Source organism: Sulfitobacter sediminilitoris, from assembly GCF_010667575.1.
In the GTDB taxonomy this organism is placed as follows: domain Bacteria; phylum Pseudomonadota; class Alphaproteobacteria; order Rhodobacterales; family Rhodobacteraceae; genus Sulfitobacter; species Sulfitobacter sediminilitoris.
In genome coordinates, this window is the sequence record NZ_JAABNT010000003.1 from 29,943 (window position 1) to 46,096 (window position 16,154).

Genomic DNA, 16,154 nt, shown 5'->3' on the forward strand with positions numbered 1-16,154 from the left:
TGATAATAATTAATTTAATTGAATTCTCGATTTTTTTGCATCGACATTAACACAGGCAATTTTCTGCAGCAGCATTGGAGTGACCCAGCCAAGGAGAGCACAATGCCAATCAAAAGTCTTGGAAATCCATTCTCATCGAAAACTGATCTGCGACATGGCGCAGATTGCAGCTGTCAAAGCTGTACGACATCCCCGATCGAGCCGGATGATCAAATTGACCTCAGCACGTCAGAAGGAATGATGGAGCGCGCGGTGGAAAGCGCAATTGTGCGGTCTGTGTTCGGGCAAAGCGATATCGGGCGCCGTTCATTCATGGGGATGATGGGCGGCAGCACCATGGCGGCGGCGCTTGCGTCTGTCTTTCCATTGAACGAAGCCAAGGCGGCCATTCTTGATAACCTGGGACCGCCTGAAAAGACTGATCTGAATATCGGCTTTGTGCCGATCACCTGCGCGACGCCGATCATCATGGCGCAACCCCTTGGCTTTTACGAACGGTACGGGCTGAACGCGCAGGTCATCAAGACCGCGGGTTGGGCTGTGGCACGGGACAAGTCACTGTCCGGGGAATACGACGCAAGCCACATGCTCACGCCGATGCCCTTGGCAATGACATTGGGGGCAGGGTCCGTCGCCGAACCCTACATCATGCCAGCGGTCGAAAATATCAACGGCCAGGCCATCGTGCTGTCGAACGAACACCTCGACAAGCGTGATCCCAGCCAGTGGAAGGGCTTCACCTTTGGTGTTCCATTTGAATATTCGATGCACAACTTCCTGCTGCGCTACTACGTCGCCGAATTCGGTCTGGACCCTGATGTCGATATCCAGATCCGTGTCGTTCCGCCGCCAGAGATGGTGGCCAACCTGCGGGCTGGGAACCTGGATGGCTATCTGTCACCTGATCCTTTCAACCAGCGCGCGGTTTATGAGGGCATCGGCTTTATCCACATACTGACCAAAGAAATCTGGGAAGGGCATCCGTGCTGCGCATTCGCAGCGCCACTGTCCTTTGCGACCGAACTGCCCAACACCTATGGCGCATTGCTCAAGTCGATCATTGACGCCACACAATATGCGTCGAACCCGGACAACAGGGTCGAGATATCAGCGGCAATCGCACCGACAAATTATCTCAACCAGCCGGTGACCGTGATCCAGCAGGTGCTTACAGGAACCTATGCCGATGGCTTGGGCGAGGTAAAGCGCGTGCCTGACCGGATCGATTTTGACCCCTTCCCGTGGCATTCGATGGGGGTTTGGATCCTCACCCAGATGAAACGCTGGGGCTATATCGACGGCGATGTCGATTACAAGGCAGTGGCCGAGCAGGTCTATCTGGCTTCAGATGCCAAGAAAGTCATGGAAGACCTTGGCTATGATGCGCCCGATATCACCTACAAATCACATATGATCATGGGCAAAAGCTTTGATCCTGAAACGCCTGAAGCCTATGTCGACAGCTTTGCGATCAAGGCGAACTGATGACAGTCTTGTCCGAAAACAAAAAGGCAGCCCTGCTTTCAATTCTGTTATTGATCGTGGGCTGCCTGATATGGGAATTGTCTATCCCCGCCCAAAAGGCGGCGGGGGAATTGACGGAATATGAATTGCTCACAGGCGGCGGTCAGCCCAAGGCAGGGGTGCCGCCTCCCAGTCAGGTCCTTGGCAAGGCCTGGGAGCAACTGTCTGACCCGTTCTATGATGCAGGTCCGAATGACAAGGGCATCGGTATTCAGATCGGTTATTCGATCTATCGTGTTCTGACGGGCTATTTTCTGGCAGCGCTTATCGCAATCCCGATGGGGTTCCTGATCGGCATGTCCAGTGTCGCATACAAGGCGCTGAACCCGTTTATTCAAGTCCTCAGACCGATCTCTCCACTTGCGTGGATGCCGCTTGCCCTTTTCATCATTCAAGACAGCGAAGCGTCTGCCATTTTCGTGATCTTCATCTGCTCGATCTGGCCGATGCTGATCAACACGGCCTTTGGCGTGGCAGGTGTGCGAGAAGACTGGGTGAACGTTGCCCGCACGCATGAACTTGGTGCGCTCAAGACCGCGTTTACCGTCATTCTGCCCGCAGCTGCACCGACGATTGTCACGGGTATGAGAATTTCAATCGGCATTGCCTGGCTTGTGATCGTAGCGGCCGAGATGTTGGTTGGGGGCACGGGGATCGGATACTACGTCTGGAACGAGTGGAACAATCTCGACCTGACCTCCGTCATATTCTCAATCCTGATGATCGGCATTGTCGGCATGTTGCTGGACGCCATTTTCGGTCTCTTGCAGCGCCGCGTCGCTTACGCCGAATAGGAGTAAAAGATGAAACCGTACCTGAGTATTGAAAACCTTACCCAACGCTATCCGGACGGCAAGGGCGGTGAACTGACGGTCTTCGAAGACGCCACCTTCGGCGTCGAAAAGGGCGAATTCGTCGTCATCCTTGGCCATTCTGGCTGCGGCAAATCCACCATCATGAACATCCTGGCCGGTCTTGCTGATCCGACGGGCGGCGTTGTGATCATGGATGGCAAGGAGGTCAGAGGGCCGAGCCTTGATCGCGGGGTCGTGTTCCAGAACTATTCGCTGTTGCCGTGGCTTTCCACGCTCAAGAACGTCACCTTTGGCGTGGCTGCCCGGTATCCGGAATGGTCAAAGGCGCAGGTGGTGGAGCATTCGACCAAGTACCTTGCGATGGTCGGTCTGGAAGGTGATGTGATCCATCGTAAGCCAAGCCAACTTTCAGGCGGTATGAGGCAACGGGTATCCATTGCACGTGCGTTTGCTAACCACCCCAAATTGCTTTTGCTGGATGAACCGTTCGGGGCGCTTGATGCTTTGACGCGCGGTACGATTCAGGACGAACTGCTCAAGATCTGGGGCGGAACCGAACAGACCGTTTTCATGATCACCCACGACATTGACGAGGCGATCCTGCTGGCCGACCGAATTCTGCTGATGACAAACGGGCCCTTTGCGCGGGTTGCCGAAAGCGTCGATATCACCATCCCGCGGCCGCGCAACCGGACAGAGATCATCGACCACCCCAACTATTATGCGATCCGCAACCATCTGGTGCAGTTCCTTGGCAAACGTTCGAAGGAGCTGTCCGGCAAGACAACCACCCAAACAACGCCTGAAACCATTCATATCGACAAGACGGAACCAGACGACGACCCCGACAACAAGCAACCCGTTTTGCGCGCAGTGAACGATTAAGAACTGGAGGAGAAACAGATGAAAGACCTCGCCATGAACGACATGATGACCAAGGAAGACGTGACCGCAATGATCCTGTCTGCCAAAAGGCAGGCTGGGCTGACATGGGAAGACATCGCTGACAAGATCGGCATGTCCCCGGTCTGGACCCATTCTGCGGCAATGGGAATGAATGCCTTTCCGGTTGAAAAGGCAAACCTGATGGTCAGCGTGATGGGCCTGCCACAAGAGGCCGAAAGCGTGCTTGCCGAAAGCCCGACCAAGATCTGGGAACAGGCGGTGCCGACCGATCCATGCATCTATCGCTTTTATGAAATTGTCGGGGTCTATGGCCCGACACTAAAGGCATTGATCCAAGAGAAATTCGGTGACGGGATCATGTCGGCAATCGATTTTGACATGTCAGTGACGCGGGTCGAAAATCCCAAGGGTGACCGCGTCAAGGTCGAGATGTCGGGCAAATATCTGGGATATAACAGCTGGTGATAGCTACGGGCTGGGCGGCATCCAGCCGCCCAGTCCATGTTTCAGAGGCTCATTTGGATTTACTCAAGAAACTCGGCATCGGACCCAGACCTGGGATCGGATGGCCGCGTTTTTCTGTGAATTTGAGTATCCCCATCATAAACCCTACCAAGATCTGATCTTTGAAATCACGGCGTTCAGTCAGACCAGAGGGCAGAAAGTTGCCTCTGCCGTCCTGTGTTTCCGCCACAGGGCAATTCGCTGATCAGAGGTATCGGGCGTTCGTCTGAGGGTTGAAGTCTTCACCTAGACCCCCTCGCGTGTGGTCACACTGGACGGAAAGGTCACTCCAACGCTAAGCCCGTTCTTGCGGTTGCAGAGCGTCGTCACCTCGTAGCCTGGTTTTTCTGCTATTTCGTTCACGATCGCCAGACCCAACCCTTCGCCGTGCTTTCCTTCGGCGGTCTCGAAAATCCGGGTTGATCGTCCCTTGGCCCGTTCGAACTCTGCGTTGCTGAGGCCGGGACCGGTGTCATGGATTTCCACGCGCAACCCGTCACCCCGCTTGCGGACGCAGAACAGGATCTTGCCGTCCTCAGTGTACTTGATCGCATTGGAGAGCAGGTTGGAAATGATCCGCATTGCTGCCAAGGGCTGCACCGTGATGTCATGGCCTGAAGGATAATAGCGCAGTTCAAGCCCTTTGGTGGCAGCGTCTGGCAGAAACATCTGCATCACGCTGTCAGTGACCTTGCGCAATCCGTAGATATTACGGTCCTGTTCCGGGCCAAGCGCAGTCAGGCTGTCTGGTGTCACCTCATTCTCGCGCTGACGTGTGGCGGCAGCCATCAGTTCTTCGATATAGGCAAATGATCCTTCCATTTCGTCCATGGCGGCCGGGGCTTCGCGCTTTTTGTCCAAGAGGGCGCGAATGTTCAGCCGGAGCACTGCAAGAGGTTGCTGCAGATCGTGCAAGGTATCGGCGCTTGCGGTGTCGCGGTCGCGCAGTTTTTCAGTTTCCTGAGCATAGCGTTTCTCAAGGTCCGCAAGGCGGGCAAGGAGTTTCAGATTTCGGTTTTCCTCTTCATACCGTTCAGCGACAGCCTTCTGTCGCGAGAGGCGCAATTGATTGTACCGATCCGCGATTGATAATCCCATCAGCGTGGCGTCAATCACCATAACAGATCGGATCGCATCATTCTGGAAATCCTGAGAGATCTCTATGCCGAGCCAATGCCGCATGCTCATGATCGCGGCAGCGCCAAGAAAACCAACCCATGCAATCACGAAAAACCGCACCTCCTTGAAACGGGTCAGGGCGGCAACGAAACCAGAGAACGCGCACATACTGACCGAGATCAGTGAGAGCAGAACAAGAAGCTTTTTCAACACTTGCCGGTCCAGGAATATGGATGACACTGTCAAGGCAATGGCTACGATCATGATTGCCCAAAGCAGCTTGTCGATTATGGGATGGTTTGCCCGTGTGTTCAGGAAGACGCGCGCAAAATTTGGCGACAAGATGATGATTGCCGCGCCAATAGGGATCGAGGCGAAACTGTTAAAGGACGGATTGTCAGGCCAGAGATACTGAAACGTCACCCCATCGGCGTGCATGACGTAAAGAAGTGCGGCCAGCCAGTTGGAAACATAGGCAAGAAAGACGCCGTGCCGATAGACGGCAAACCCCAAAAGTGCGAGCAACACCGGCAGTATCATCATCCCGTAGTACAGGAAATTTTTTGCCGTTCGCTTGGCAGCAGTGGTGGCGAAACTGATCTCGGTCTCAAATCCGAACGCAAGGTGAGATGATCCTTCGGACCAATATGTGATATAGACTTCTGCCGTCTCTCCAGGTTCGAGGTCCATCGGGGCAACCATTTCGGGATATTGGACGGGGCGTTGCGAGAACCCATCGGTGAATCCAACGTCATAGACCGTCTCGATCGCGCCATCGTCCCTGATGATATGGACCGCCATGAACTGTTTGAAATTCTCACGAAAGTGGATGCGCCATGACCGGACATCGTCTGTGGTGTTCTGGACGACCAAGCGAAGCCAGATGTTCTGGTCAACGTAGCCGAAGTCCGGAAATATTGTCCTTACAGGCTGGAATCCTGACGCTTGCGTGTCGGTCACGTTCTCAATCGTCAGCGATTTCGTCGGGTCGAGAAGAAACTCGATGTGCCCCTCCAGCGTCTCTGGCAGGTGAGGTCCGTTTAGGTCTGTCACCGGAACCTCTGCTGAGGCCAAGCTGACGGAGGCGGTTAAAACGCTTGCGACGATGAGAAAAACCACGATGATATGGCAGAACCAAGCGGTAAGCCGTACCGGGAGTACATGGGACAAAGCAATCAGCATCGCTTCATTATCGCGGATGATCATCGACTTATCGCTTCCGGTTTGGCTGTTGAGCTGAAACTTCGGGGCCATAACGTTGAGGCGATTGTCGACAATGGCCTTGATGCCATTTCAATGATCAAAAGGCTCCAACCGGACTGCGCGATCCTAGACATCAACATGCCCGGTGCGAACGGGGCAGAGGTGTTTTTGGAAGCGAAACGATGGTCTCCCAAGACCCAATTTGCAATCCTCACGGCGCATCCATCGGCCACTCTTTTTGCCAACCTCGTTGAGGCGGGGGTGAACGGTATCTTTCTTAAATCTGATGATCCGGCGGAAATCTGTTCTGGCATCGCGCGCGTACTGAAGGGCCAAACGGTTCTGTCACCCTCTGTGATCACCATCGTCACGCCGCAAAGGGATATGCCTGAGCTGACCAATAGGGAATTGCAGGTGCCACAGGGCATCGCGAAAGGGCTGTCGAATGCCGCGATGGCCGATGACATGGGCATCAGTTCCAAGACCGTGGACACCCACAGGACTAATTTGATGAAAAAGCTGTCGGTTCATTCGTCGGCGATGCTCCTGATGAAGGCGATCAAGCTGGGCCTGATCTCGGTTGACGGCTAGAGCAGGCTAAATGTCGCGACGCAAAAGAACCTGTTCTCCTCAACAATCGTAGAGGGCAAATGCAAATTCGCAAATCGGGTAAATACACCAGATGTGAAAGAGGGGGTGGCGATTGCCACTGACAGTGGAGACTATGATTTGGGCTCAGCCATTGCCAAGCGTGATCGTGCCACCGAAGGCCACGCTTATTACCATTGCCATGATCATGGCGAAGAAAACTCTGGCCTTAGTCCCAGCCGCTTCGATCCAGTCTGGGCCTGATTTTGCCACATCCACGCGCCAGGCAGCCCATCAATAGTTCTTTTTCGCCAGATCGAAAAAGCGTGTCACTGCCTTGCCTTCCGCTTTTACGTCCGATGAAAACGCCGTCATATGCGACTTGGCCGTGTTTTTGGCTGAAACCAGTCCCTTCATCGTGCCAGCTTCGTCACCCTTGGAGGATGCGGCACTCGCTTTCAGTACTTTCAGCTCCTTATCAATCACTTTGACCAACTTCTTGTAGGCCTTCTCATGCTTTTTCAGCGCCTTCTCAGCGTCCTGAACTGCGCCTCTCGTTTCCTTTTCGAGTTTCGAGAAGGTCGGATAAGGAATCGGTACTGGTCCGGCTGGCGATGGGGTTTTTTCAGGATCGGGGATTGTCTTGCAGGCACCATCGAAAGACTTGAAGGTCTTTTCTACCGCTTTCCCAAGAACCTTTTTCGTTGCATCAAATTCCTTGGCAGCGGTGCTTAGCGCCTTGGTATCCGCAGCGGTGGTCTTGGACTTTGCAACAGCGCTGTCCAGATCCTTGATCTTGCCGAACAGCTTTCGTTTGGGTTTGGTCGCCTTTATGCCCATTGTGCCCGCCCATTCCTTGAGAAGGCTCCAATGTACTCCTGAATGAAGCAACCACAAAGCAAAATGCATCGGCCCGGTGTCGGTGCAGGACGTCCAGTGTTGAGCAACGCAGGGCCAAAGGTGGCGGCACGGTTACTGCCGCTCACCCTGATGCGTCAAAACCCGATGGCTGCCCCGTCCTTGCGTGGGTCCGATCCGCCCGCATACCCCCGCGTACCAAGCCGATGGATCAATTGCGCACCGCCAAAGCCAAAGGCATTGTCAGGCGCCTCAAGCGTGATTTGATGGCCAAGCGCGCGGAGTTTCTCGATCGTGTTCGTTGGCAACGTCGTTTCGCAGGCCACGCCCAGACCTTTCGTCACCCGCCAACGGGGCGCGTCTGCGGCCATCTGAACGTCCTGTCCCCAAAGATGCGTGCGCAGCACCATCTGCACATGCCCTTGCGCCTGCATCGGCCCGCCCATCACGCCAAAGCTCATCAGGGGACCGGTCGCGCCCATCAGGAAACCTGGGATGATGGTGTGGAAAGGGCGCTTGCGGGGCGCGACATGGTTTTGATGACCGGGATCGAGCGAGAATCCAGCACCACGGTTCTGCAAGGCAACGCCTGTTCCCGGCACCACTACACCAGAACCGAACCCGGCATAGTTGGACTGTATAAAGGAGACCATCATTCCAGAGGCGTCCGCAGCCGTCAGATAGACGGTCCCACCAGATTTCGGGGCGCCAGCGCCAAAATCCGTCGCCTTGTTAGGGTCAATCAGCTTGGCGCGTGAGGCAAGATATCCGTCGTCCAGCAAGTCATCCGTTGTGATCCTGCGCATGTGTTCAAGGTCGGCCACGAAAGCCTCAGCATCGCTGAGCGCGAGTTTCATCGCCTCGATCTGTAGATGAAACGCCGCCGGATCGTCAGCGTCCAGATCGCGGATATTGGTCTGGCCAAGGATCCCAAGCCCCATTAGGGCCGCGATACCCTGACCATTCGGCGGGATTTCGTGAAGCGTGACGTCATCAAAGCGTTTCGAAATGGTCCCGCACCAATCTGCTTCATGCGCAGCAAGATCTTCGACTGTCAGAGCCGCCCCATGCTGCTTGGCGTAGGCCGCGATTTCCTCTGCAATCTCGCCTTCATAAAAGGCTTTGCCTTTCGTCTCGGCAATGCGGGCAAGCGTGCGGGCGTGGCCCGGGCTTGCAAAAAACTCTCCGGCCTTGGGCGTGCTCCCACCTGGCATGAAGGTCTCGGCGAATCCAGGCTGTTTGCCCAGTTCTTCGCCCGCCCGTGCCCACAAGGTGGCAATCACGGGAGAGACCGGGAAGCCTTTTTCTGCATAGCCAATCGCCGGTTCAAACAACTTGGCGAAGGGCAATTTACCAAATCTGTCTGACAGGGCCACCCAAGAGGATACCGCGCCCGGAACCGTGACGCTTTCCCAGCCGCGATAGGGCATTTCAGAGTGGCCGACGAACCGCTCTGCATTCCAGGCCGCCGGAGAACGGCCAGAGGCGTTCAGGCCGTGAAGCTCTGATCCATCCCACAGAATGGCAAAGGCATCCGATCCGATACCGTTGCCTGTTGGTTCCAGCACGGTCAGCGCAATGGCCGTGGCAAGGGCGGCATCCACAGCGTTACCACCTTGGGCCAACATGCCCAAACCGGCCTGTGCGGCAAGGGGATGAGACGTGACCACCATGTTTTCCGCCGCTACGGCGGAGCGGCGAGAGGGGTAATGATGATGGGCGCGTAGATCCATGAGATTTGACCTTTGTTCTGGATTGGCATGAAAGGACCATCATTGCGTAGCCCCGCCAAGGTAAGATTGCGTTATGCCTGTGGTGTGGGGTAACTGCAATGAAACAGCGAAAGGTCGCACCCATGATCATCGACGCCTCACCCGACACCTGCCATTGGGGGTATTTCGACGCTGGTCGCGCGTCCGTTGCCGAGATCGACAGCGGGGCTGAGATCACTATCAATACCGTCTCAGGTGCGCCGCAGGTCTTGCCGGAAGAGGGCTATGATGTGCCGCCGGAACTTCTTGCCATCCACGCGGCCGGCCCGCCGCCGATGCCGGGGCATATCCTGACGGGACCTGTCGCGGTCAAAGGGGCGATGCCGGGAGATGTCTTGCAGATCGATATTATCGAAGCGAGCTTGCGGCAGGACTGGGGCTACAACGTCATCCGACCTCTGTCCGGCACCTTGCCGCTGGATTTTGACGAAACACATTTGACAATCCTGCCGCTGGACAAGGCGCGCGGGATCGCCACGCTGCCATGGGGGCTCGAGTTGCCTCTGGCCCCGTTCTTTGGGGTCATGGGTGTCGCACCACCCGCTGAGTGGGGCCGGATATCAACGATTGAGCCGCGCGCGCATGGTGGCAACATCGACAACAAGGAACTCGTCGCAGGCACGACCCTTTATCTGCCCGTCCATGTCGAAGGGGCGTTGTTTTCCTGCGGGGACGGGCATGGCGCACAGGGCGATGGAGAGGTCTGCGTCACGGCGATTGAAACGGCGTTGCAGGGCCGCTTCCGTCTGACCCGACGCACGGATCTGGATATCACCTATCCACAGGCGGAAACGCCATCGCATCTGATCACGATGGGAATGCATGCCGACCTTGACCAAGCAGTTGAGATTGCCCTGCGCCGAATGATCACAGAGGTGGCGCACCGGATCGGGATCAGCCGGGCGGAGGCGTATATGCTGTGTTCATTGGCCGCCGATCTGCGGATCACCCAGACGGTGAACCGTGAAAAGGGCGTGCATATGATGATCGCCAAAGACCTGTTGCAGTCCTCGACTTAACGATCCTTCAGGACACCCGCGAAAAGCTGACGTTCTGTAGCGTGAAGGTATCAAAGAAATGGGCCAGCCTGCGCACCAAGGGGCGGGCTTCGGGCGACAATGACAATCGTTCAGGTGTTTCGGTGATCAATCCTTGGCATTCCGTACGAAGTGCTTCCAGTCCAGAGCGAAGCATCGCCTGTTCGGCGTCGCTCAGCGCCAATTCCTTGAAGTTGATCGCATAGTCGCACATCAGCATTTCGATCACCCGGCTGCGCAAGCGGTCTTCGGCGGTCAGTTGATATCCCCGCGCACCGGCCAGTTCGCCTGCGCGGATCAGCTTGGTGTAGGGGCCGGTTTGGGCCGTGTTCTGAACGAACCCTCCTTCGAACCGAGATATCGAAGATGCTCCGAGGCCCAGCAAAGTACTGCACCCATCGACGGTATATCCTTGGAAGTTCCGGCGCAGCTGACCCGCATCAGCGGCAATCGCCATACTGTCTGTCGGCTTGGCGAAATGGTCGATGCCGATGGGCAATAGCCCGTGCGCCCCAAGCATTTCGGTTGCTTTGTTGAAAAGATCGAACCGCGCCCGGTCATCTGGCAATGCCGCTTCGGGGATCAGCTTTTGGCGCTGTGCCATGTGCGGCACATGGGCATATCCGAACAGCGCGATGCGGTCGGGGTCCAGCGCACAGACCTGTTCGAGTGTTTTGCCAAAGCCGGTCAGTGACTGGAAAGGCAGGCCATAGACCAGATCAATGTTCAACGACGTGATCCCGGCAGCGCGCAACATCTCGACTGCCTCACGTGTCTGTTCAAAGGTTTGTAAGCGACCGATGCAGGACTGGACGACTTCTGCGAAGTCCTGCACACCGATGCTGGCCCGTGTCATGCCAGCGGCGCGTAGGGCTGCGATTTTGTCCTTGTCGACAAGCGTGGGATCAATCTCGACCGAGAATTCGGTGTCATCTTCGAAGGTAAAGACATCATGCAGCGCGGCGGCTAATCGTTCGATCAAATGTGGTGGCAAAATGGTGGGCGTACCGCCGCCCCAGTGCATCTGCTTGACGCGCAATTTCCCGGGGAGGTGCTTGGCGATTAACGCCAGTTCGGCTTCAAGCGTGCCGATGTAGTGCTCAACCGGTGCAATACTGCGCACACCCTGCGTACGACAGGCGCAAAACCAGCACAGCCGCTCACAAAAAGGGATGTGAAGGTACAACGATATGGGTGCATCCGGATCCAGACCTTCGAGAGCCTTGACCTGAAACGCTGCCCCGGTGTCGCTGTGAAAAGCGGGGGCAGGGGGGTAACTTGTGTAGCGCGGCAGGCGCTCATCGAATAGGCCGCGGGCCTTGAGGGTATCGAAACTCAACATAGGTCGATCATCCAGCACGGTCTGGATCCTGTCTTTGATCTTGGTCAACTGGGTCTGCCGCGTCGTCGTCCAGCAGGACACGCCACGCCGCCCCATCCAGATCGTCATATTGATCGGACCGCAGGCTCCACAGGAAGGCGAGGAGGCCAAGACCGCCAAGGGCAAGGGACACCGGTATCAGGATGGCGAGGATGTTCATGATCTTGCCTTTCGCGACACCCGCAAAGCATTTAGCAACACAGTGATGGAGGAGGTGGACATCGCGATGGCAGCCAAAAGTGGGGTGACAAACCCGGCAAGGGCCAGTGGGATGACGAAGGCATTGTAACCTGCCGCGATGCCGAAGTTTTCAAGGATCCGACGCTTTGCCTTGCGCGAGGTGTCAATAAGGTCTGGAAGGGGGGCGAGACTTTCGCCCAGCAGCACAACGTCTGATGCGGCACGCGCTGCATCCGCCGCAGCCGCTGGCGCAACCGAGGCGTAGGCGCTGGCAAGTGCGCCGGTATCGTTGAGACCGTCCCCGACCATCAGCACCTTGTGCCCTTTTTCAGCGAGCGCGTTCAGATAGGTGATCTTGTCCGCCGGGCTTTGCGCTGCGCGATATTGCGTGATGCCCAGTTGTTGCGCGACGGCTCTTGTTGCTTCTGGGGTGTCTCCGGAAATCAGGTGCAATTCCCGGCCATCGGCCAACAAAGTTGTGACCATTTCGGCGGCACCTTTGCGCAGCTCAGCCCGCAAGGTCAGATGCTGGGCAGGCGCGGCCCCGATTTTCAGCCATGCACCCGGCCTGTCTGTCGGGGGAGCCCCGACAAAATCGGCAGAGCCAAGGCGCACATCCTTGCCGCTCCAGACAGCAGAGAGCCCTTTGCCGGGATGCTCTTTGATAGTGTTGAGCGTGGCAGGTTGCGCCCCGTTCGCGGAAAGGCCAATCGCGAGTGCGCGGGAAATCGGGTGCGTTGAGCTTTGTGACAGCGCCAGCGCTACGTCGCGTGCCGCATCGGTCAGACCTTCAAGGGCTTCAACCTCAAGCTGGCCTTCGGTCAGTGTGCCGGTCTTGTCGAAAACGATGACGTCGGTCTCGGCGATCCGCTCCATTGCGGTCCCGTTTTTAACCAGCAGGCCTTCGCGAAACAGGCGTCCCGCTGCAGCTGTGGATACCGCGGGGACGGCCAAACCCAATGCGCAGGGGCAGGTGATGATCAAAGTTGCAATCGCGATATTAAGCGCAAGGCGTGCGTCGCCAGCACCAAGAAACCACCCCACGAAAGCCGCGAGTGCCAGCAAATGGACAACAGGTGCGTAGACCCGTGCCGCCCTGTCGGCCAAGGCCGTGTATTTGTTGCGCGCTGATTCAGCTGCGTCGATCATCGTAACCATGCGGCGCAGGCTGGTGTCCGAACCAACAGCCGTTGCACGAATGACCAGCGGACCACTTAAATTGACTTCGCCCGCGTTTACACTGCTCCCCACGTCGGCGGCGACGGGCAGGCTTTCGCCTGTCAGCAAGGCGCGATCAAGGTTGCTGGTCCCTTCGGTGACGATACCATCGACCGGCACGCGCGCGCCCGGCAACACAACGATGTGATCCCCGATCTTTGCCTCTGACAGGTTGATGGTCTCGCGTCCCTCAGAAGTCTGGCGTGTGACCCTCGGCACCTCAAGGGCGGCCAGTTCCCGTGCAGCGGACCGCGCGGTGCTGCGGCAGCGGTGATCAAGGTAGCGGCCACATAACAGAAAAAAGGTCAGAGATAGAGCGGCGTCAAAATAGGCCTCGTGACCCCCTGCGGCAGTTTCATAAAGCGACATGCCTGACGCAAGGATCAGCGCCAGCGAAATAGGCACATCCATGTTGAGCCGACCTACGCGCAGCGCCGTCCAGGCGTTTCGAAAGAACGGTTGTCCGGCGTATCCTATGGCTGGCAGCGTGATCGCTGCGGAAATCCAGTGGAAAAGAGTGCGCGTCGCTTCTTCCGCGCCTGACCAGACGGCGACGGACATCAGCATTACGTTCATCATCGCAAAACCGGCAATGGCGATCCGCAACAGCAGAGCGCGCCCGGCGGCGTCGCCTGTCTGCCCAAGTGCGTTGGCGTCCAACAGGCGCGCCTCGAAACCGATACTTCCAAGGTAATCCATCAAGGCTTCGGGCGAGGTCAGCGGCGAATGAGTGATCTGGACCTGTTTGCGGTTGAGGTTCACACGCGCCTGATAGACGTCATCGCGTGACAGCAACCCCCGTTCGACCGAGGCAATACAAGCAGCGCAGTGAATGCCGGGCAGCGACAGATAAAGGGTCTCGCCAACCGCGTCAGATGCCTCGCCCCCTGTGGCTGGTGCTGCCAGACAGCCGGGGCAGGCGGCAAAAGTGGGGTTTTCGGCAAGGCTCACGATGCAGCCTCCTCCACGGTCAGGGGAATGCGGCGGCGAAACGGTGTGCCATCCTCAGCTGTGATCTCAAGCCAGAGTGTCCAATATCCCGGCTCAACGGGGGCGGCCGCTTTGAGTGCTGTGCCGTCCCATTCAAAAACCGGTTTGATGTCCTCAGCGACATGTGTCGCACGTCCCAACGTTGCATTGATCTGTTCTGGGCGAACTGGCCTGTTGTCAACATCTGTGATTGCCAGCATCAGCACGTCATTTTCCAGCGTGGTCTCCAGCGTCCACCCCAAGGCATCTTGTGCCGCCCGGTCCGCATCAAAGCTTTGGCTGGCGACATAGGAATTCTTGGTCACAAGCCCCGGAAAGGTCGAAACGGCCTTAAATGCAAGCGTGAGGTTCACAGCGATGATGATACCAAAGCAGCCGCCAAAAATCGCAAGGACGTGCCAGCCGTTCAACGTGCGTTTCATTATTCCACTCCTGTACCGTTAAAGATCGTTGCGCTGCTGGCGCGACTTTGGGTTTCAACGTCTTCAACCCAGAGCCGCAGATCGGTCCGGTCCGCGCTTGAGGCGGGGTCCTGTGGCCGTGCAGTAACGTAGACCCGCTGCAGCAGGGTTTCGTTGGCGGGGACGGTCACGCTCAATTCGGGCCTTCCTTCGAGTTCGATCCGCAGTGTTTCATCCGAGGTCAGCGACAGGTGGAACAACCGATTGTCGCCCGATTTGTTGCGCAGACGCACATCGTAAATATTGCGGATAGATCCGTCGCTTTGCATCACGAAGGTCGGGTTGCGCACGGGTGATACCGTCAATTCAATATCAGAACGGATGAAGAGCGCGACCACAAGGCCGATGCCCACGAGCGACCAAAGCGCGGTGTAGATCATGGTTCGCAGTCGGAAGATATGCTTCCAGATCGGCTTTGGCTTCCACTCGGTGCTGGCAACCGCAATCGTGGGCGCAGGATTGCCCGCAGGCACATCAGCCACGCGACCTTCAACCGGAACCGAAACGGTAGGTGCGGGATCGACGGCGTCGGTGCCCATAGGGCGCACGGCAGCCAGATCGCCAGGCTCGGTCGGGGGGACGTCGTCCAGTGCAAGATAGTCGATCAGGCCGCGCGGCTTGCCGATCTTGTCCATCATTTCGTTGCAGGCATCGATACAAAGCGCACAGGTGATACATTCAAGCTGTTGCCCGTCGCGGATGTCGATGCCCATCGGGCAGACGTTGACGCAGGCCATGCAGTCGATGCAGTCGCCCAGTGGCTCTATGTCAGGCACGTCTGCTTCGGCATAAGCGGTCGTTGTGGTGGATGCGGCAGCGGCGCGCGCGCCCTTGCGGTGCTTGCCACGGGGCTCGCCGCGCCAGTCGCGATAGCCGACAGTCAGTGTGCCTTCGTCCATCATTGCGGCCTGAATGCGCGGCCAAGGGCACATGTAGATGCAGACCTGTTCGCGCATGAAGCCGCCAAAGATAAAGGTCGTCGCGGTCAGTATGGCGATCGAGGCGTAGGCCACGTAGGGCGCATCAAAATTGACGAGGTTCACCGCCAGCGTCGGTGCGTCGGTGAAATAGAAGACCCAGGCACCGCCGGTCGCGACCGAAATCAGCAGCCAGACAACCCATTTGCTGACCCTCAGGCCCAATTTGTGGAAATCCCACTTTGCCCGGTTCAGGCGAATGCGCGCATTCCGGTCGCCCTCGATCCAGCGTTCGACCAGCAGGAAAAGGTCAGTCCAGACCGTCTGAGGGCACGTATAGCCACACCAGACACGGCCCAGTGCCGAGGTGAACAGGAACAGCCCCAAACCCGCCATGATCAGAAGGCCCGCCACGAAATAGAACTCATGCGGCCAGATTTCGATCCAGAAAAAGAAGAAACGGCGGCTTGCCAGATCGGCAAGCACTGCCTGATCGGGCATGTTCGGACCACGATCCCAACGGACAAAGGGCAACAGGTAATAGATGCCGAGGGTGATACCCATGATCCACCACTTCAACGTTCGGAAAAAGCCCGACACCCGGCGCGGAAAGATCGGCTCGCGCGCAACGTAGAGGGAAGGGGGAGTGTCAGCCATCTTGGGCTCCTGTTTCTGTTCGCC

The 16,154-nt window shown here is 57.1% G+C and carries 14 protein-coding genes; 6 read left to right on the forward strand and 8 right to left on the reverse strand.

The genetic code is table 11. The annotated features are described in order from the left end of the window. Nucleotides 1–102: 102 nt before the first annotated feature. From GV827_RS05675 to cynS, 4 genes are read left to right on the forward strand one after another with little or no spacing between them, the layout of a single operon-like run. Entirely contained in the window at nucleotides 103–1,485 is a 1,383-nt protein-coding gene (locus tag GV827_RS05675) for a CmpA/NrtA family ABC transporter substrate-binding protein (RefSeq protein WP_164352790.1), read from the forward strand. Next, nucleotides 1,485–2,318 (forward strand): nitrate ABC transporter permease, encoded by an 834-nt coding sequence (gene ntrB / locus GV827_RS05680; protein WP_164352792.1) that lies wholly within the window; start codon nucleotides 1,485–1,487, stop codon nucleotides 2,316–2,318. The genes GV827_RS05675 and ntrB overlap by 1 nt, the downstream gene beginning before the upstream one ends. A gap of 9 nt (nucleotides 2,319–2,327) precedes the next feature. Then, on the forward strand, nucleotides 2,328–3,224 hold the full coding sequence (locus GV827_RS05685; RefSeq protein WP_164352795.1) for an ABC transporter ATP-binding protein: 897 nt from the start codon (nucleotides 2,328–2,330) through the stop codon (nucleotides 3,222–3,224). 18 nt (nucleotides 3,225–3,242) lie between these two features. Continuing rightward, nucleotides 3,243–3,710: a cyanase gene (gene cynS / locus GV827_RS05690; RefSeq protein ID WP_164352797.1), complete on the forward strand. Its 468-nt coding sequence runs from the start codon at nucleotides 3,243–3,245 to the stop codon at nucleotides 3,708–3,710. A 285-nt stretch (nucleotides 3,711–3,995) separates the two neighbouring features. On the opposite strand, the gene GV827_RS05695 is transcribed toward cynS, so the two are convergent. Continuing rightward, entirely contained in the window at nucleotides 3,996–5,921 is a 1,926-nt protein-coding gene (locus GV827_RS05695; protein WP_164352799.1) for a sensor histidine kinase, read from the reverse strand. A gap of 72 nt (nucleotides 5,922–5,993) precedes the next feature. On the opposite strand from GV827_RS05695, the gene GV827_RS05700 reads away from it, so the two are divergent. Next, nucleotides 5,994–6,662, forward strand: coding sequence for a response regulator (locus tag GV827_RS05700; protein WP_164352801.1), 669 nt, complete (start codon nucleotides 5,994–5,996; stop codon nucleotides 6,660–6,662). Nucleotides 6,663–6,953: 291 nt separating this feature from the next. On the opposite strand, the gene GV827_RS05705 is transcribed toward GV827_RS05700, so the two are convergent. Further along, nucleotides 6,954–7,499, reverse strand: coding sequence for a DUF4150 domain-containing protein (locus GV827_RS05705; RefSeq protein WP_164352802.1), 546 nt, complete (start codon nucleotides 7,497–7,499; stop codon nucleotides 6,954–6,956). Between the two features lie 155 nt (nucleotides 7,500–7,654). Beyond that, the gene (locus tag GV827_RS05710; RefSeq protein WP_164352804.1) at nucleotides 7,655–9,250 is read right to left on the reverse strand and encodes a gamma-glutamyltransferase family protein; all 1,596 of its coding nucleotides are present in this window, start codon (nucleotides 9,248–9,250) and stop codon (nucleotides 7,655–7,657) included. A gap of 122 nt (nucleotides 9,251–9,372) precedes the next feature. Between GV827_RS05710 and GV827_RS05715 the strand changes: the two genes are divergently transcribed. Then, complete coding sequence (locus GV827_RS05715; protein WP_164352806.1) at nucleotides 9,373–10,308, forward strand: acetamidase/formamidase family protein; 936 nt, start codon at nucleotides 9,373–9,375, stop codon at nucleotides 10,306–10,308. A gap of 7 nt (nucleotides 10,309–10,315) precedes the next feature. Here GV827_RS05715 and hemN read toward each other — a convergent pair whose 3' ends face one another. From hemN to ccoG, 5 genes are read right to left on the reverse strand one after another with little or no spacing between them, the layout of a single operon-like run. Then, nucleotides 10,316–11,668 (reverse strand): oxygen-independent coproporphyrinogen III oxidase, encoded by a 1,353-nt coding sequence (hemN, locus tag GV827_RS05720; protein WP_164353207.1) that lies wholly within the window; start codon nucleotides 11,666–11,668, stop codon nucleotides 10,316–10,318. A gap of 7 nt (nucleotides 11,669–11,675) precedes the next feature. Continuing rightward, a complete protein-coding gene (gene ccoS, locus GV827_RS05725) occupies nucleotides 11,676–11,867 on the reverse strand; it encodes a cbb3-type cytochrome oxidase assembly protein CcoS (RefSeq protein ID WP_164352808.1) in 192 nt (63 codons plus the stop codon). Continuing rightward, on the reverse strand, nucleotides 11,864–14,056 hold the full coding sequence (locus GV827_RS05730; protein WP_164352811.1) for a heavy metal translocating P-type ATPase: 2,193 nt from the start codon (nucleotides 14,054–14,056) through the stop codon (nucleotides 11,864–11,866). The genes ccoS and GV827_RS05730 overlap by 4 nt, the downstream gene beginning before the upstream one ends. Further along, on the reverse strand, nucleotides 14,053–14,517 hold the full coding sequence (locus GV827_RS05735) for a FixH family protein (RefSeq protein WP_164352812.1): 465 nt from the start codon (nucleotides 14,515–14,517) through the stop codon (nucleotides 14,053–14,055). Before GV827_RS05735 ends, GV827_RS05730 begins: the two co-directional genes overlap by 4 nt. Further along, nucleotides 14,517–16,130 carry a cytochrome c oxidase accessory protein CcoG gene (ccoG, locus tag GV827_RS05740; RefSeq protein ID WP_164352814.1) on the reverse strand — a complete coding sequence of 538 codons (1,614 nt, stop codon included), beginning with the start codon at nucleotides 16,128–16,130 and terminating at the stop codon, nucleotides 14,517–14,519. The genes GV827_RS05735 and ccoG overlap by 1 nt, the downstream gene beginning before the upstream one ends. Nucleotides 16,131–16,154: the final 24 nt, after the last annotated feature.